Here is a 17,990-nt window from a genome sequence, read left to right on the forward strand (position 1 = left end):
CCGAAAGGATCACGCGGCTGGCTGCAAAAGCATACGGCTCTCCAGGTAACGACCCGGGTCGGGCCGATAAAAAAAGGAAATATCCGGTAACGTGTAAAAATTGTGCACATCATGATATTTCAGGAGAAACATCCCATGAAAAAGAGCAGTATTCTCATGTTGATTGCATCAGCAATCCTTGTAACAGCATTGATCACGGCCGGTTGTACGCAGGATTCCGGAAGTTCTTCAACTCAGTCTTCAGGACAGTCTTCAGGACAGTCTTCAGGACAGTCTTCAGGAAGTTCAGTATCGACGCCGTCTGCAGATCAGTCTGCAGCGCCCTCCGGAACACCCGCCGGTGGTGCAATGATGAACGGAACGGCACCCTCCGGAACACCTCCCGGTGGTGCAATGATGAACGGAACAGCACCCTCCGGAACACGCCCGTCAGGCACACCGCCATCCGGTGGGATAGCCTCCGGTACGCCCCCGTCCGGTACACCGGTGTCTGGTACGTAAAGGAGAGGTCCCAAGAGAGAACGCAGGCAGACAACCCGGTAAAAGAGCGGGCAGGGTGGAAATGACAGGTTTGAGGAAATGTTGTTCCGGTTAAGGTTTTTGAAAACCACCAGAAAAAAACCACGATGCCGAAGATGCAGCCCCGCAGACCCGGCCTGACGTGTCCTCCGGATCAATCTAGGGACATGTCCATTCTTTTTGGACATTCAGAGAGAGGCGGTCCCTGGCAGGATACTGGTACACAGTGTTATGCCATTGGCGTGGTATCTTGCTGTTTCCGAACATTCAGGTAAAATACCGGGATTTTCCGGTTTTCAAAAAAACATGTACCGGACAATGGGCAGGATTTTTCAGAATATTGCAGGAGCCGTATTGTCAGCCGGTTTATTGTGCATGTTCAGCCCGAATCTCTGTATTATCGGCGGTCCGGGTGCGTGCGGATAGGTGCCGGCCTCCTCTTGGCGGAAAAGCGGGGCAGGGATCAGAAATCGCCCGCAGAACCCCCTGCGTTTCATGGCACGTGCAATCAGGATTGTAAAGACAGATCCAGGCTGTTGAGATCGGAAATAAGTTCTACAACCGAAGTATACCGTTCCTGGGGTTTCTTCCGCAGGCATTTTTTGATAATGTCGAGGATGGATCTGGAATTCCTGTCGTTCAGTTCCGGGAACACCGGGTCTTCATGGAGGATTGACTGCGTCACCTCACCCATGCCATCGCCTCTGAAGGGTACCTTGCCATAGACCATCTCGTAGAAAAGGACCCCGAGCTGGTAAATGTCTGTCCATTGGCCGGAATCCCCATAGATATTCGGTGCAAGCTGTTCCGGCGCGGCATAATCCATGGAAAAACTGATAGCTCCCGTCTGTCTGGTGTCCGCGAGGGCCTTTGCAAGTCCCCAGTCCGTAATCTTCGGAATACCTTCAGGTGTTATCAGAATATTCTCCGGCTTGATATCACGGTGGACGATCCCACGATCGTGAGCATACCGCAACCCTTCGGCAACCCCAGAAATGATTGCGGCCGCCTGGTTAATCCCGAGAGGAAATTTCATGGTTGCCAGGGACGACCCGATATACTCCATTTCGATGTATGGCATGGGAAAGACGTTTGCTGCGTATATCCCGACGATGTTGGGGTGGTGGAGCCCCTGCCAGATGTGGAGTTCCTTGGTAAACTGCGTGCCGGTCACCTCGTCAAACCGGATCGGGACCTTAATCGCGATCTCCCTCCGCTCTTCCGGATCCCATGCCCGGAATACCCTGCCGACCCCGCCCTCGCCCATATATTCTGCCCCGGGATATTTTTTCTCCAGCTGGGGCGGGAGGCGGACTGCATAATAGGGTTCGGGGGAACCGGCGCTCTCGTCCCTGACGGGACCGGGTTTTTTGACGAGGGTAATGTTCCGTGGTGACGTGCCAGGCACATAAGCTGCATTCCCGGCAGGCACTCCCCGCTTTCGGGTCCGTTCAAACCAGATACCCGCTCCCGCTGACAGGATGATGGCAACCGGGATGATCCACCAGAACTGGATCAACGTGACGAGAAGCGGGGAGGGTGGCCCGGCGGTATTCGCCTGCCCGATCTGGGGCAAATTACCATATCCTGCCTGCACCGGAACCCCAGGGAGTTGCTGGGTACCCGGCTGTCCAGCCGCCGAAGTTTCCGGCGGTTTGACAAGCTGGTCCATTCCTGTTATGTTTACCAGGCCTGCGGATCTCACGAGCGTGTAGGATTCCGGCCCGCTCACAAGGGGGGCGCGATCGACGATTGGTGTTTCCCCGAGCGAGACAGGGAAGCCGTTTATCGTGTAAGGCGTATCCCCGATCCCATCGCCATTGCTGTCGGCACCTGTATAGCCCGCCCATGAATTCCCGATCGGGCCGGTAATATCGCGACCGAGGTACTGGTAATCCTGGCGGCCGGAGAACCATGCATTATCGTTTGACTGGCTGGCGACTTCATCGGGATTGTCGAACCGGTTCAGAAAGAACGTATTGGTGTGGGAAAAACGGTCGACCTCAACGCCGATACTGTTGTTCACGAACGTGTTGCCTGATATGATGTTGTTTGCTGCTGCTCTCAGGCCCATGCCGTGATCAAACCCGTCGATAGTTATCGCACTGATCCGGTTGTTGTTCGACTGGACGAGAAGCCCGTACTGGGCATTCCCCGAAAGATTTACCGCGTTCAGGGTAATTCCGTCAGCTGCAAGAACGATCCCTGCACCCGGTCCCCCCGCGATAATTTCTGGCGGGTTTCCGGTATCCAGCGCACCGAAGACGATCGGGCGGTCGATCACCACGTTTTCGTAATATTTCCCACCCGCGAGAAAGATACTGTCACCGTTACTTGAACTGTTTATCGCGTCCTGGATGGAACCGGCACTGCTTTTCCCGTCATATATGAAAACTTTGGCAGAGACCGGCGATGCTGCCAGAAGGATAACCAGGATGGAAACGGCTGCCAGGGTGGAATACCTGTTCACCATTGCCAGCCGCCGAACTCCGGAAGCCCCCAGGTCCGCCATCAGACTTCACTCATTTACGACGAAGAGGAACCGTGCTGAACTGTCACCAATCGCGAGATCGATGACATCCCCGTTTTTCAGCCCGGTCCTGCACATCGGTGCGATCAGCTCAGCGTTGACATAGGTCCCGCTTGAGCTCCCACGGTCCTCGATGAACCATTCCTTGCCCGTCCGGGAGATAATCGCGTGGGGCTTGGTTATTCTTGTCACCACCACGTAATTCTCAGGAAGGACGATGTCTCCCTCCCTGGCATGGCCCGGGAAATCCGGGTCGAACCTCCCGATGCTGACCCGGTCCTTCCTGATCAGAAATGTCCGTCCTGCCTGGTCACCCTCCACCAGATGGAGGGCCGGAAAATTCTGCCCCGATTCCAGGAGAATTGCTTTCCGCACCGGTTCAATACGCGTATGGATATCCCCGTACCCCATGGGAATGTTGACACTCGAAAAAACGCCCAGGTTCCTGATGAGCATCTCGAGTCCGCCATCGACGAGGGAAAATTTCCAGACCGGGTGGATACCCTTTGCCGTCTCCCTCCCGAACCCCGCTTCTTTTTTCACGAGACCGATCCGGACGAGCTGGTCTATGTGTTTCTTCGTGTTGGCGTAACTTGTGGTGATACTTGAAGCGATCTCGCTGATCTCTTTTGGCTGTTTCTCAATGACTTTGAGTATCTTCAACCGGATCGGGTTCGACAGGACTTCCAGGTACTCTGACAGTTCTTTTAAAAATACAGGATCTGTCGAGATTGATACCGTCTCTTTATCGGTCATGAAAGAAACCCCCGGGGGAAGTTCATATGCACACAGGAATATGCCGGGTGCTTTATCATACTATCATTGCGTGTGATAAAATATGTTGGTATCTTTTTACCGGCACGAATCGCTCGAACTCTTTTTCGGAGATATTTCCGGGCCTGGTCCGGGCACAGGGACAATCTTAATCCTCTCAGACCAGAAACCTCCTAGAATGACCATGTCATATCTGGACAAGATCAAAAAAGACGGGAAATATGCAAACCCTTTTTTTTGCCTTATGGGGATTGAAGTGGTGAGTGTGGAGCCGGGTAAATCCCTGCTGAAAATGCAGGTCCGCCCCGACATGCGTAACGGGGTCGGTTGGCTTCAGGGGGGAATGCTCGCGGCTATTGCCGACGAGGCTATGGCACTGGCCCTCTATCCTCTCCTGTCGGAACAGGAAGGAATTGCAACCATCTCGGAATCAACGAGTTTTGTCAGGGGGGCCCGGGACGGGGTGATTTTTGCCGAAGGGAGAGTGATCAGGAAAGGGCGCCGTGTCGCATTCACCGAAGGTGAAGTCTGGGCAGACGATGATAAGAAGACCCTGCTCTCCCGGACATCGGCGGCATTTGCGGTTACAACAAATTCGTAAAAAATAAGAAAAATTTATTCTTTCTCACTTATTTTTCTTCTTTCCTTTCTCTTTCTTTTCCGGTTGTTTCTGTTCAACGGGCCGGTGGTATTTGACGTACCAGATGACCCCGGCTGCAGCGACAACCAGGACAACGATCACGACGATCATCGTCGTATGCATTGAGCCGGCAGCAGCCGGTTGGGCCTTAACCAGGCCGGCCATAGCCGCAGAATTGCCTGGATCTGTCTGGTTTGCTGCAGTAAACGAATCAACTGCCTCCTGGAAACGTCCCATCTTGGAGAGGACATTTCCTCTGTTGATCAGGGCGTTCGTGTCATTCCGATCGAGGCTGATTGCCTGGTCATAGGCCGTGAGGGCATCCTGGTTTTTGCCGAGCAAGAAGAGTGCGTAGCCCTTGTTGTTCCAGAGCATGCTGTCATTGGGATAGAGTGCGAGCCCCTGATCAAGGGTCAGGAGCGAATCATTGTACATCCCCATCTGGATCTGGGCAAAGGACTTACCCTGGTACGTATAGAGGAGGCCACCTGTTACTTTAATCGAGCTCGTGTTCGACGCAAGGGCCTGGTCGAAAAAGGTAATCGCCTGCCCGTAATCTCCAGATGAGAGCAACGTTACCCCCTTGTTGTAGAAGTCTGTCGCGTTGTCCGTCCTTGTCGCATTCGCTGCGGCAACCGGGTACACCAAACAGAAAAATAATGCTATTACCAGAATGCCGGTAATCTGCCCGAATTTCATGGTTACCGGTTTGGGTTTTTCCATAAATTAATGTTGCTTCAGAAGCCCCCGTGCCGGGAATGCAAAAACGCGAAGGTCTGCGGAACGTATCCTGCCCGAATCTGCCGAAAATCGTTTTTCGCCGCGATAAGATAACACTAATAGGTATTGTGAGCAAATTGTAAAGCAATCGGGGAGTCACTGTGAAATACATCATTATTACCGGCGGTGTGATGAGCGGTCTGGGAAAGGGCATCACTGCAGCGTCCGTTGGGCGCATCCTGAAGAACAGGGGCTACCGTGTCACGGCAGTCAAGATCGATCCGTACCTCAATATCGATGCAGGCACCATGAACCCGGCACAGCACGGCGAGGTGTTCGTACTCAAGGACGGGAGCGAAGTCGACCTCGACCTCGGCAACTATGAACGGTTCCTCGACATCGAGCTCACTGCCTCCCATAATATCACCACCGGGAAAGTGTACCGCACGGTCATCGATCAGGAGCGCCGCGGCGATTTCCTCGGAGAAACGGTGCAGATCATCCCCCACATTACCGACCAGATCAAGAAGTGCATCCAGCAGGCTGCAGAAGAGGAATTCCCGGACGGGACCAGGGCAGATGTCTGTCTCGTCGAGGTCGGCGGCACAGTAGGTGATATTGAGAGCATGCCGTTCCTTGAGGCCATCCGCCAGATGCGGGGCGAGCTGCCCGCCCACGACTATGTCCTGATCCATGTCACCCTTATCCCCGAAGATACGATGGGGGACATGAAGACCAAGCCGACCCAGCATTCAGTGAAGGCGTTACGGGAGCTGGGCCTGCATGCTGACATCATCGTCGGCCGGAGCGAGAACCCTATCGGGGCAGGCACGAAACGGAAGATCTCGGCGTTCTGCGATCTCCCCCAGAGTGCGGTTATCTCTGCCGCAACCGTCCCGGATACCTACGCAGTCCCCATGGAGATGGAGAAAGAGGGCATTGCCGATGTGCTGACCCTCCACCTCGGGCTGGACAAAAAGGAGGCCGATACCAACTGGTACCGGCTGGTGACCAAGGAGTACACCAACCGTGTCACGGTTGCGATCGTCAGCAAGTACGGCATCGAGGACGTGTACATCAGTATCAAGGAGGCCCTCAAACATGCCGGGAGGGCGCTTTCCACGGAAGTGAAGATCGCGTGGCTGGATGCGGAACGCTACGAGCGGTGCCAGCTCAAGGATTATGACGGCATCCTGATCCCCGGGGGGTTCGGCAAGCGGGGTATCGAGGGAAAGATCGAGGCGATCCGGTTTGCCCGCGAGAACAATGTCCCGTTCCTCGGGCTCTGCCTCGGGTTCCAGCTCGCAACCATAGAATATGCCCGGAACAAGGCAGGCATTGCGGATGCGACCAGCGAAGAATTCGGCGACGGTTCTCATGTCATCGCCCTCCTGCCGGAACAGGAAGGGCTCCACGAACTCGGCGGGACGATGCGGCTTGGCAACTATACTGCCGATATGCGGGAAAAAACCCTGGCGCTCAAATTATACAACGAACGCCAGATCACCGAACGGCACCGCCACCGGTATGAGGTGAACCCGGAGTACATCGCCCGGCTTGAGAAGGCCGGGCTTGTCTTCTCGGCTACCAACCGGAACCGGATGGAGTGTATGGAGCTGCCCGGCCACCCGTTCTACTTTGCCACCCAGTTCCACCCCGAGTTCAAGTCCCGCCCGACCCAGCCGTCCCCCCCGTACCTCGGTTTCGTGGAAGCGTGCCGGGCGAACCAGAGGACAAAATAGGGAGAGATCCATGGTCAATACGGAGAAATTTATCCGGGAATCCATCGACGAGATCATGGCAGCTGCCGGCGATGACAGGGTCGTCATGGCCCTGTCCGGCGGTGTCGACAGCTCGGTCTGTGCGGCGCTTGCGGCCCGGGCAATCGGCGACCGTCTCATCCCGATCTATATCGATACCGGCCTGATGCGCAAAGGCGAGACGGAACGGATCCGGACGATCTTCGGTACTATCCACCTGCAGGTCGTGGATGCGGGCGACGAGTTCCTTGAGGTCCTCCGGGGAATTAGCGATCCCGAAACCAAGAGGAAGGCGATCGGGGAACGGTTCATCCGCGTCTTTGAACGGGAAGCACGTAAGCAGGGAGCAAAGTGCCTGTTGCAGGGGACCATCTACCCGGACAGGATCGAGAGCGAAGGCGGGATCAAGAGCCACCACAATGTCGGCGGGATGCCACTCCACATGGAGTTCACGAAGGTGATTGAGCCGATCCGGGACCTGTACAAAGACGAAGTGCGGGAAGTGGCCGGGGCCCTTGGCCTGCCAGGGGAGATCCAGCACCGGATGCCGTTCCCGGGGCCCGGGCTTGCGGTACGGGTGCTCGGGGACGTAACGAAGGAAAAGGTTGCAGTCATTCGGGAAGCCAACTGGATCGTCGAGGACGAACTTGTCGAGAAGTACCGCCCGTGGCAGTGCTTTGCGGCTCTCCTCGGGCTCGGTATCGGAGTCAAGGGGGACAACCGGATCCACGGGTGGATCGTCGCGATCCGGGCGGTGAATTCACGGGACGGCATGACCGCGGACCCGCTGGAAATCCCGTTCGACCAGCTGGTGAGAATCGGGTCGCGGATCACGTCCGACATCCCGAGTGTTGCGAGAGTGGTGTATGACATCACGGCGAAACCGCCGGCAACAATCGAATATGAATAATTGACAGACAAAAGGGAAAAGAAAAATCCGAATGCAACATGGGGTAACAATGGACACAACACGCCAGTATAAGGAGCTTGATGAGTGCTATTACATGCCCGCGTTCTCCCGGGATATGGCCATCGTCCGGGGAGAGGGGACAAAAGTCTGGGATGCAGAAGGAAATGAGTACATTGACTGCGTGGCGGGCATTGCCGTCTGCAGCACCGGGCACTGCCACCCGGCAGTCGTACAAGCGATCTGCGACCAGGCACACCGGCTGATCCACTGCTCCAACCTGTATTATGTCCCGCACCAGGGAGACATGGCAAAGAGACTGGTGGAGATCACCGGCATGCACAAGGCCTTCTTCTCCAACTCCGGGGCGGAAGCAACCGACGGGGCCCTCAAACTGGCCCGGGTCAGGACCGGAAAGAAAAAGTTTGTCGCCTTCACCCACGGGTTTCACGGGAGGACGGTAGGTTCTCTCGCCGTTACCCACAAACCGTCGATCCGCGAACCGTTCGAACCCCTCGGGCTGATCAGGACGTTCGTTGAATACGGGGACGTGGACGCGCTCAAAAAGGTTGTCGACCAGGATACGGCCGGCGTGATCGTGGAACCGATCCAGGGTGAAGCAGGCGTTATCATACCTCCCGACAGTTTTCTCGAGGGCATCCGGGAAGCATGCGATACGACCGGGGCCCTCATGATCGTCGATGAAGTGCAGACCGGGATGGGGCGTACAGGAAAGTGGCTCGCCATGCAGCACACGAAGGTGACCCCCGATATCGTGACGCTTGCCAAGGGAATTGCAAGCGGTTTTCCGATGGGGGCGCTCCTTGCCCGCGAAGGCATTGAGTTCAGGAAAGGCGAGCATGGAAGTACGTTTGCCGGGGGGCCTCTTGCCTGCTCGGCAGCACTTGCCACCATCGGCGTGATCGAGAAGATCCTTCCCGAGGTAAGCCTCAAGGGCGAGCGTTTCCGTCAGGGGCTCAAAAAATATCATCCCCGCATCCGGGGACTGATGATCGGCATCACCGTCGGGGATACCTGCCCGGATATCCAGAAGAGTTGCAGGGAGGAGGGGGTGCTAGTCAACTGTGCGGCGGACGGCAACCTGCGGCTCGTCCCGCCGCTCACGATCAGCGATTCAGAGATTGACCGCGTGGTCAGGGTGATTGATGGAGCACTTGGTCAGATCCTGCTATAAAAAGAAGAGCGGATACGTCTTCGCGAAGAAAGCGGAGGATATTGCGCGGGAGTACCGCCTCGGGCAGATCGCCCGGCTTGCAAGCAACGAGAACCCCGAACCTCTATCGGCGGCCGCACGTGTGGCGGCAGAAGAAGCACTCCTGAAGGTGAACCGCTACCCGGACGAGCGCGTGAACGTGCTGATGAACGCGCTCAGGGCGTACTATGGCGATTACCACTTTGTCACCGGCGTCGGGATGGACGGGGTCATCGAGACCCTGATCCGCACGCTGGTGGAGCCCGGGGAGGAGGTGGCAATTGCCACGCCGACGTTCTCGTTCTACGCCCTCGCCGCCATGGGGCAGGGTGCCGGTATCATACCCGTGCCCCGCGAAAGGGACTTCTCGGTCGACCCGGAAAAACTGATCCGTGCAGCCGGACCGGCAAAGGTTACCGTCGTGTGCTCTCCGAACAACCCGACCGGGAACGCAACCCCTGTCGAAACGGTTGCAGAGATACTCGAAGGGATCGAAGGGGTCCTTTTCCTCGACAATGCCTATATTGAATTCTCGGACTGCGATTATCTCCCGCTGATGAAAAAGCACGAGAACCTGGTACTCGGGAGAACGTTTTCCAAAGTCCACTCGCTTGCCGGGCTGCGCATCGGGTATGCGTTCACCCCGCGCTGGCTCCCGCCCTGGTACCAGCGTGCCAGTACGCCGTTCACGGTAAATTCCGTATCTGCTGCTGCCGCGGCCGCCGCACTTCCGGACAGGGACCACGCAGAGCGGTATATCGCTCAGGTCAGGAGATGGCGGGAGAAGTTCACGGAAGAGGTAAAATTCCCGGTCCTGCCATCCGACGCGAACTTCGTCATGGTCGATGTCAGGCCCCATACCGGGGACCGGATAGCAGAAGAACTCGCCCGCCAGGGGGTCGTCGTCCGCTCCTGCCGGAGTTTCACCGGACTGCCCGATCATTTTATCCGGGTGAGTGTCGGCGAGGACTGGGAGAACGAACGGTTCGTGACGGTGATCAATTCGTTATGATGTGCGGCATCACCGGCACGCCGGGCACCGGAAAATCCCTTGTGGGTATGGAACTTGCAGAGCGCGGGTATACCGTGGTCCATCTCACCGATACGGTCGGGCCGTATGTGGTCGGCGAGGATGAAGAGCGCGACGCCCAGGAGATTGATACGGATCGGTGGGCAGAAGAGTTTGTCCCGGTCGACGGTTTCGTGGAAGGCCACTTTGCCCACCTGCTGCACTGCGACCGGATTGTCGTGCTCCGCTGCCATCCCGATGAGCTGAGAGCCCGGCTGGCCCGGCGCAAGTACCGGGAAAGGAAGATACGCGAGAATGCCGAGGCGGAAGCGCTGGATGTCTGCCTCGTAGAGACCGTTGAAGCGTATGACCCTTCACAGATCCTGGAACTGGACACGACCGGCCGTTCGGCCACGCACTGTGCTGACCGGATCGAACAGTTCCGGAACGGGGAGATCCCGCCGGACTTTGGCCATATCGACTGGTCGGGCTATCTTGAGGGACTGCTATGACCCTTGACCAGTACCGCTCCCACGCGAAGGTCTATTTCGACCCCCTGGTCTCGATAGCAATCCGGTGCAGGCTGACACCGAACTTCTTCACCATCGCAGCCCTTCTTGCCTCGGCTGTTGCAGGGCTCTTCTTCTTTTTCAGGATGGAACTGTGGGCGATCGTCGCGGTCGCCGCAAACGCGCTCTGCGACGCGATGGACGGCGCCGTTGCCCGCGAGATGAAGGTCCAGAGCAAACGGGGAGACTTCCTCGACCATGCCGTCGACCGGTACGCGGACATCTTCATCATCACCGGGATCTTTGCCGGAGGGCTCGTACCCTGGCAGATCGGGGTTTTCGCCCTGACGGGGGTGCTGATGGCATCGTATCTCGGGACGCAGGCGCAGGCGGTTGGGGTCGGGCGGTACTACGGGGGGCTGCTCGGGAGGGCGGACCGGCTGGTCATGATCATGGCCGTGGGTATCATCGACCTGCTCGTCCCGCTCAGTTTCTCCGGCATCTCGCTCCTCGGCTGGATGCTCATCCTCTTCGGCCTGTTCGGGCATATCACCGCTTTCCAGCGGTTCGCGTATGTCTGGGCGAAGGTGGAATAATGTATTTCCCCGCGTTAATTCAAATTTTTTCACGGCCACTGTCTGTTTTATCACAATGCAGACACATTTTTCCGGAGAGAACCCGCCCGTTGTTTTTTCCCCGGTATTTCAGCGGTCTTTCCTGCTGGCTGCACACACCATAATTCCGGCCTGTGATCATCATGAATAGCACCGGATCCTGTAACCGGCCGGATGCTCCAGCATACGTAAGTGCCGGATTTTCGGGGTGTTTTCAATCTTCCCGGTTCAGGCACGTCCGGGCGAGGGGGTAATCACCGCTAATGGGATCGGATCCTGGCAATCATCTCTCTCTTATTTTTATGAAGAGCCGGAATATTGTTATGGGCATAGTGTCATTTTGACCACCACCTTTTTCAAAATATTCGAAAGAAAAAATGGATAATCGGACAACCAGAATAATTTTCAAAAAAGTGAATCATTGATGTGAGGCAGGGTGAATTCAGAGTTCGTACACTGAATCCGTTCTATCGCAATTTTGGGATGCCCGAGAGGCGAAGAATTAATCGTCTCATTAGCGAGGATTAACCGGAAAGAATTGATCAGAATTCATTGACTAAAAGCAGGTTGCGAAGCGACCTGTGAGCCCCGGGAACATAACGATCTCAAAATTCTTTTTAAAAGATCCGGCCCACTCATTCCACCGGCGTCATGACACGGCGCAGGCGCTCCTGAACGAACAAGCCGCCAAGGGCGAACGAGTCAAACGGGGGTGTGCAGGACCGGATCCCCCGTTCCGGCGAGAACATCACCCCGATGTCGAGATTGTCTGCTGTCAGGGCCCGGGTAAGGTACTGGAGGTCCTTCTTTATCTGGAGATCCTGGTCGTCCCTACCGTTCATGTTCATTAGTAGTTTGTTCGATTTTATAAATTTTCCGATTCCTCGAAAATCATTTTAAATTGACTGAATGACAAAAACAGGTTATTATCAGCGGATTCCGGGGTTTTCCCGGCAGCGGGTTACCGCTTGCGGCCGTTGCGGCGAGACTCCTTTTTCCCGGCTGAGGGTTTTGTCTCCCGCTGCAGGTCTTCGCTCTCCAGTTCTGCGATTATGTCAACGGGATCCTCCATCGTTCCGGTTAGCCGGATGACCTCGAGCAGCCGCTCCATCCCGATGAAATGCTCCGCCATGACCCGTGCGAGCGGCGTCATCACCAGTTTTGTCCCGCGTTTCTCCACAAGCCGGTGGGCAACAAGTTCCGGCAGCACCGGTTCCATGCTCCCGACCATCAGGCCGTTGATCCGGTTGATATCGGCTTCCTCCCCATCGCAGGCAACGGCGTTGGCCACATACTCCTCGGAGCTCTTCTCGAGGTCGTGCTCGGGGGCCACCTCCTCCATCTCGCCTTTCAGGAGCCGGATCGCCACCTCTTCCTCAGTGAACGGGTTCTCGCGGGAATAACTGCCGCCAGGTTCGGCGAGGATCACCACGCGGCCGAGGTCGTGGAAGTCCGGCCTCCCGGCCCTTCCGCCCATCTGGTTGAACTCCTGCACCGAGAGCCAGTCCCTGCCCATGGCAAGCGCGTCGAAGATTACCTGCGAGGCCGGGAAGTCGACGCCGGCCCCGAGCGCCGCGGTCGTCACCACCGCCATGAGCTTGCCCTGCGAAAAGCGGGTCTCCACGTCCCGGCGCTCCTGCGAGGTGAGCCCGGCATGGTACGCCGCCGCCCGTATCCCGAGCGCCTCTGCGATGGTGTGGCAGCGGGCCCGGGCGTTGGTGAAGATGATGGTCTGGCCCCGGTAACCCTTGGACGACGTCCGCTTGTACTCTTCGGTCGTCATCTGCTTGATGGTCGGGATCTTCTGCTTGCGCTCGACAAAGAGAAGGTAGCGCTCCAGTCCGACGGGCCGGTCCGCGTACTGGACGAGCGTGCAGTCCAGTTTTTTCGCAAGAACCTTCGGCGACCCGATGGTGGCAGAGAGGTACAGGAACTGGGCCTGCGGGGCAAGGTACTTGAGCCGGGCGATCATGCCGTCGAGCCGGTGCCCCCGGTCGTTGTCCTCGAGCATCTGGACCTCGTCGATCACCACGGTCGCTATGTTCTTCATCTTCTGCCCCCGCCGGATCATGTTGTCCACCCCCTCGTAGGTGCCGACGATGATGGGCGCCTGCGGGTTCCGGTCCCCGACCTTGCGGGTCTCGGGGAGGTTGAGCCGGCTCGTCCCGGTCAAAAGCCCGGTCCGTGCAAATTTTCCATACCGTTCGGTGAACCGCTCGTACTTCTGGTTTGCCAGCGCCACGAGCGGGACCAGAAAGAGCGTCCGCCCGCGCCCTTCGAGATAGTTCTTGATCCCTGCCATCTCGCCGATGAAGGTCTTGCCGCTCGCCGTGGCCGCAACGACCAGGAGATCCTTCCCGAACAGCAGCCCCGCCTCAACGGCGAGCTGCTGGGCAGGCATCAGCTGCTTCACACCGGCCGCATCGATGAACTGGCGGGGGAGGGGCAGTTCCTCCACCGGGGAGGTCGTCATCACCGGGTGGGGTTCGAGACGGTCGAAGAGCGCCGCCTCCATGGTCAGTTTCTCTGGCTGGAGGGTAGCGAGCACCCGGTCGAGGTTGCGGAACTGGACGAGCAGGCTCTCGAGGTGGCTGATACCGTCCCGCCCCAGCCTGCCGAGGTGGGAGACCTCCCGGCGCAGTTCCCGGCGCCCGCAGTCGAGACAGATCCGCTCCCCCTTGCCGAACACCACCGTGTTGTTGTCGTCGAGGGGCGTGTATTTCTCATCGAGCAGGCACATGCGGCAGGCACTGACTGCCCCGGCCCTGACCTGGAAATCGTGGAGGAACAGCTCGAACTTCGGGTCGCTCCTGACCATCCGCACGTCGGATTCGCGGAGGTTTGCGACAAGGTCCTTTGAAGGGGTGTGCTTGTACTCTTTCTTTCCGCCCCACTTCACGCGGTACTTGGTCGGGCGGGGGCCCCTCGGGGTCTCCATCAGGTCGACATACCCGGCCCCCCGCGTATTCCTGCCATCGACAAAAAGGAGTTTGTAGTTGCCCCCTTTCTGGGGCTGGATCAGGATCTTCATGGGGAGATCAGGTCATGGATCACGTAGGCGAGTTCCACGCTCTCCAGCCTCTTGAGGAAATCGGTGAATTCCTCGTCCACGATCACGATCGCGCAGTCGATCCCGTGGAACGCCGCCTCGATGACGCCTTCGCGGGCGCCGAAGAACATGTCGGGCTTCCTGCCCGCGGATCTCAGGGCGATGCAGGCCTCGAGGCCGACAGCGGCGACCATGCCTGCCGATCCGGTAACTTCCAGCAGCTTGTCCCGCCGCACCTTCCGGGAGCCGCCGTGCTGGATCCGCGGGACCTTGCAGACGTGGACGACCCCCTCGTGGTGGTCGATGATCCCGTTCAGGCGGGCTACTCCCACGTCCTCGCCCGTCTTCGCATCCGCCACCACGCTGCCCGTGGCCGCAAGGGGCTCCTTCCCGGCGTAGAGGAACCCGGCCTTCATGTACACGCCGACCTCGTCGCCAGCCTTCAGGTCCTCGGCGGCAATTGCGGTCCAGACCGAGACCTGCTGGATGATGTCGCGCCGTATGTGCCGGGCATACGACTCGAGGGACTCGGCGTTGGCGAGCACCCATTCGATGCCCGACTTGGTCACCTCGTAATTGCCCCTGCCGCTGGCCGAGACCATCCCTTCCTCCACGAGCTCGCGGATGTACTCCGAGATCGCCTGCGGGGTCACGCCAAGTTTCTCGGCGATCTCCTGCTGGCGGACCGCGGGCTGGTGCTCGGCGATCTCCACGAGGATCTGCATGCGCGAGACCTCGCGCTTGCTGCGCAAAATAGAATAGAGGGGGTCCTTAGCGCCCGGTGTCAAGCAGTACCAGTCCCTGTCCCTTCACGTCCATGTGGGTGATCCGTTTGGCAAGTCCTTTGATAAAGACGGAGCTGACGCCGAATTTCCGGGAGAGGTCGTTGATGGAGCTGTTGCCCTTGCCCAGTTCCCCCTCGATCTGCTCCACGACATCGCGGAGGTTCTCGTCGTTGGAGAGCGAGATGTACAGGATATCGGAGAGGTCTGCGAGGTTGCACTGGAAGTTCGCGCGGAATTTATTGTAGGTCGCCCGGAACTCTTTTTCCGGCTTGGCGCCGGGCTTTGGCATCCGCCACTGCTCCTCGACAAGATTTCCCTTCTTCAGGATCTGGAGGCACAGGGCTACGCTGTCATCATTGACCTGGGCCCTGATCTCATCTTCGGTCAGCCACGATTTGTTCAGGAGTTCGTAGACCTTCTTGAACGTGGGGTCGTTGAACGTCATCAGGAGCGGAACTAGCTCTACGGGATCGTTTACGATTCGGATATGGCCCGGCACAGTGAAAACCCTATACTTATATCGTGCCGCGAATCAATAAAATTTTGCGACAGCATCATGCAGCAAAAGGGCAGAATTACCGTTCGCGGGATCGTTCAGGGTGTCGGTTTCCGCCCGTTTGTTTTTGCACAGGCACAGGCGTTTTGCATCTCCGGGACTGTCAAGAACCTCGGCAGTGAAGTGGAGATTTATGCGAAAGGCGACCGTTTTGAAGATTTTCTTGCCGCAGTCTCCCGCGGCCCCCCGCTATCCCGGATCGATTCCGTTGAGGTTGAGGACACCGACCGGGAGATCCCGGACGGCTTCCATATCCTGAAGAGCGGGACCGGCTCGTTCAGCGGCATGATCCCGCCCGACATCGCGATCTGCGACGAGTGCATTGCCGACATTTTCGAGCCAGGCGGAAGATACGAACACTACTGGGCAACGTCCTGCGTGAACTGCGGGCCCCGGTACAGCATCATCCACGAGATCCCTTACGACCGGGAGCGGACGTCGATGGCAGCGTTCCCGGTCTGCCCGGCCTGCGGGAAGGAGTACGGCGACCCCGGCTGCCGGCGGCATCACGCGCAGACCATCGCCTGCAGCACCTGCGGCCCGGGACTGGAGCTCCTCGACCGGCTCGGGCAGCGGGCGGACTGCCCCGACCCCGTGGCGAAGGCCGCCGCCCTGCTCGACTCAGGGCACATCCTCGCGGTGCGGGGCGTTGGCGGGTTCCACCTCGCCTGCATTGAGGAATCGGCCGGGAAGCTCAAGCAGCGGCTCGGCAGGATCGAGCAGCCGTTTGCCATCATGGTCCGCCCGGACCATATCGATACGCTTGCCCGCGTTTCGCAGGAGGAGCGGCTGCTGCTCGGGGGCCAAGTCCACCCTATCGTCGTCCTTGAGAAGTGCGACCCGACGGCGCATGCCACGATCAGCAACCTCCATACCATCGGGGCCATGCTCCCCTATACCGGGCTCCACCACCTCCTCTTCCGCCACCTCGCCCACCCGCTCTTGATCATGACCAGTGCCAACATGCCCGGCTACCCGATGATAACCGACATCGGCCACGCGATGGCGAAGCTGAACCGGGACGCAGACTATTTCCTGACCCACAACCGGACGATCGTCAACCGTTGTGACGACTCGGTGGTCCGGGACGGGTACATAATCCGCCTCTCGCGCGGGATCGCCCCGAAACGGACCGCGATCGATCTCGGGAAGCACTGCATCCTCGGGGTGGGCCCCGAGCTGAACGCGAACGCCACGATCTACCGGAACGGGTTTGCCGTCACCTCGCCGCATGTGGGCAATGTACGGAACCCCGCAACCCTTGAGTACCTGCAGGAGACCGTGCGGAACCTCCAGCGGGTTCTCGGCGCACGGTTCGATGTCATCACCCACGACCTCCACCCGCAGTTCCTCTCCACCCGGTTTGCCCGCGAGATCGCCTCGGAACACGGCCTTGAACTGGTACCGGTGCAGCACCACCGCGCCCACATCGCCGCCGCGACCACGGGGCCCTGCATCGGCATCGCGATCGACGGGGTCGGGTACGGGGACGACGGCACGGTCTGGGGCAGCGAGATCTTCTCCGGGCAGGTGCCGGACCTGCGACGGGTCGCCCATCTCGAAGCGGTGGGAATGCCGGGCGGCGACCTTGCGACCCGGTTCCCGGAGCGGATGCTCTATGGCATCCTCCCGGACGAGGAGGTGCTCGGGCTCCTCTCCCGCCGCGGCTGGCCGGATATCGAGCTGGGCGTGCTGAAGAAACAGGTCGACATGGGGTTCAATGTCGCGATGACGACGAGCACCGGCAGGGTGCTCGACGCCTGCGCCGCACTCCTCGGCATCTGCCGCGAGCGCACCTATGACGGTGAACCCGCGATGAAACTGGAATCGGCCGCCGCCCTCGGGGTTGCCGAACCATGGAATCTCACATTCTCCACGGGTGACGGGTGCGAGGTGTTCTCCACCCGTGCACTCCTGCAGACCGCGCTGGAGAAGGTGCAGGCAGCACCGGCAGGTGACCTGCGGGCGATCCGCTCCACCGCCGCTTCGTTCCAGTTCAACCTCGCCCGGGGGATTGCCTGGATGGCCGTCCGGGCTGCCGGGCGGGACGGCATGAAGACCATCGCGCTGAGCGGCGGGGTCGCGTACAACCACGCGATCCGCGAGACGATCCGGCAGGAGATCGCGGCGCAGGGCTTCGACTGCCTCATCAACGCGGATTACCCGCTCGGGGACGGGTGCGTCTCGTTCGGCCAGTGCGTGTACGCCGGGACGTTCCTGAAGAAGAGGGATTGACGGGGAATTTTGGGGTTGAGGAAGCAGTTCCTCATGTATTTGATGGGGGCTGATGCCCCCATACCCCCGGCCATGATAGACGCCGCCGCCCCCGGCGGGGCGCCCCCGCGGCGGATCAGTAACTAGAAACAAATTTTGGGGAAAAAAACTCATTGCCCCGCCGTGCTCGA

At 58.6% G+C, this 17,990-nt stretch carries 16 protein-coding genes; 9 read left to right on the forward strand and 7 right to left on the reverse strand.

From position 1 onward, the window contains the following. The first annotated feature begins 203 nt into the window (after positions 1-203). Positions 204-566, forward strand: coding sequence for a hypothetical protein (locus tag ABSB80_RS03545; protein ID WP_428368233.1), 363 nt, complete (start codon positions 204-206; stop codon positions 564-566). 461 nt (positions 567-1,027) lie between these two features. Here ABSB80_RS03545 and ABSB80_RS03550 read toward each other — a convergent pair whose 3' ends face one another. After that, complete coding sequence (locus ABSB80_RS03550) at positions 1,028-3,031, reverse strand: protein kinase domain-containing protein (RefSeq protein ID WP_428368235.1); 2,004 nt, start codon at positions 3,029-3,031, stop codon at positions 1,028-1,030. Between the two features lie 6 nt (positions 3,032-3,037). Next, positions 3,038-3,805, reverse strand: a complete 768-nt coding sequence (locus tag ABSB80_RS03555) for an FHA domain-containing protein (protein ID WP_428368237.1) — start codon at positions 3,803-3,805, stop codon at positions 3,038-3,040. Between the two features lie 196 nt (positions 3,806-4,001). Here ABSB80_RS03555 and ABSB80_RS03560 point away from each other — a divergent pair, with 196 nt between their 5' ends. Beyond that, positions 4,002-4,424 (forward strand): PaaI family thioesterase, encoded by a 423-nt coding sequence (locus ABSB80_RS03560; protein ID WP_428368239.1) that lies wholly within the window; start codon positions 4,002-4,004, stop codon positions 4,422-4,424. A gap of 24 nt (positions 4,425-4,448) precedes the next feature. On the opposite strand, the gene ABSB80_RS03565 is transcribed toward ABSB80_RS03560, so the two are convergent. After that, complete coding sequence (locus ABSB80_RS03565) at positions 4,449-5,162, reverse strand: tetratricopeptide repeat protein (RefSeq protein ID WP_428368241.1); 714 nt, start codon at positions 5,160-5,162, stop codon at positions 4,449-4,451. A 182-nt stretch (positions 5,163-5,344) separates the two neighbouring features. Between ABSB80_RS03565 and pyrG the strand changes: the two genes are divergently transcribed. The 6 genes from pyrG to ABSB80_RS03595 are packed head-to-tail and all read left to right on the forward strand — an operon-like array spanning position 5,345 to position 11,177. After that, positions 5,345-6,925, forward strand: a complete 1,581-nt coding sequence (pyrG, locus tag ABSB80_RS03570; RefSeq protein ID WP_428368243.1) for a CTP synthase — start codon at positions 5,345-5,347, stop codon at positions 6,923-6,925. A gap of 10 nt (positions 6,926-6,935) precedes the next feature. Then, positions 6,936-7,853 carry a glutamine-hydrolyzing GMP synthase gene (gene guaA, locus ABSB80_RS03575; protein WP_428368245.1) on the forward strand — a complete coding sequence of 306 codons (918 nt, stop codon included), beginning with the start codon at positions 6,936-6,938 and terminating at the stop codon, positions 7,851-7,853. Positions 7,854-7,902: 49 nt separating this feature from the next. After that, entirely contained in the window at positions 7,903-9,045 is a 1,143-nt protein-coding gene (locus tag ABSB80_RS03580) for an aspartate aminotransferase family protein (RefSeq protein ID WP_428368247.1), read from the forward strand. Next, positions 9,017-10,075: a pyridoxal phosphate-dependent aminotransferase gene (locus tag ABSB80_RS03585; protein ID WP_428368249.1), complete on the forward strand. Its 1,059-nt coding sequence runs from the start codon at positions 9,017-9,019 to the stop codon at positions 10,073-10,075. The genes ABSB80_RS03580 and ABSB80_RS03585 overlap by 29 nt, the downstream gene beginning before the upstream one ends. Further along, positions 10,072-10,584, forward strand: a complete 513-nt coding sequence (locus ABSB80_RS03590) for an adenylate kinase family protein (RefSeq protein ID WP_428368251.1) — start codon at positions 10,072-10,074, stop codon at positions 10,582-10,584. The genes ABSB80_RS03585 and ABSB80_RS03590 overlap by 4 nt, the downstream gene beginning before the upstream one ends. Continuing rightward, positions 10,581-11,177, forward strand: a complete 597-nt coding sequence (locus ABSB80_RS03595; protein ID WP_428368253.1) for a CDP-alcohol phosphatidyltransferase family protein — start codon at positions 10,581-10,583, stop codon at positions 11,175-11,177. Before ABSB80_RS03590 ends, ABSB80_RS03595 begins: the two co-directional genes overlap by 4 nt. Positions 11,178-11,830: 653 nt before the next feature. On the opposite strand, the gene ABSB80_RS03600 is transcribed toward ABSB80_RS03595, so the two are convergent. From ABSB80_RS03600 to ABSB80_RS03615, 4 genes are all read right to left on the reverse strand, one after another. Continuing rightward, the gene (locus tag ABSB80_RS03600; protein ID WP_428368255.1) at positions 11,831-12,037 is read right to left on the reverse strand and encodes a hypothetical protein; all 207 of its coding nucleotides are present in this window, start codon (positions 12,035-12,037) and stop codon (positions 11,831-11,833) included. 119 nt (positions 12,038-12,156) lie between these two features. Beyond that, positions 12,157-14,226 (reverse strand): DEAD/DEAH box helicase, encoded by a 2,070-nt coding sequence (locus tag ABSB80_RS03605; RefSeq protein WP_428368257.1) that lies wholly within the window; start codon positions 14,224-14,226, stop codon positions 12,157-12,159. Continuing rightward, complete coding sequence (locus ABSB80_RS03610; RefSeq protein WP_428368259.1) at positions 14,223-15,032, reverse strand: DUF7839 domain-containing protein; 810 nt, start codon at positions 15,030-15,032, stop codon at positions 14,223-14,225. The genes ABSB80_RS03605 and ABSB80_RS03610 overlap by 4 nt, the downstream gene beginning before the upstream one ends. Continuing rightward, positions 15,016-15,528: an ArsR family transcriptional regulator gene (locus ABSB80_RS03615; protein ID WP_428368261.1), complete on the reverse strand. Its 513-nt coding sequence runs from the start codon at positions 15,526-15,528 to the stop codon at positions 15,016-15,018. The genes ABSB80_RS03610 and ABSB80_RS03615 overlap by 17 nt, the downstream gene beginning before the upstream one ends. 57 nt (positions 15,529-15,585) lie before the next feature. Here ABSB80_RS03615 and hypF point away from each other — a divergent pair, with 57 nt between their 5' ends. Further along, positions 15,586-17,820: a carbamoyltransferase HypF gene (gene hypF, locus ABSB80_RS03620; RefSeq protein WP_428368263.1), complete on the forward strand. Its 2,235-nt coding sequence runs from the start codon at positions 15,586-15,588 to the stop codon at positions 17,818-17,820. Positions 17,821-17,990 lie beyond the last annotated feature (170 nt).

This window comes from Methanoregula sp. (genome assembly GCF_050010295.1).
GTDB lineage: Archaea > Halobacteriota > Methanomicrobia > Methanomicrobiales > Methanospirillaceae > Methanoregula.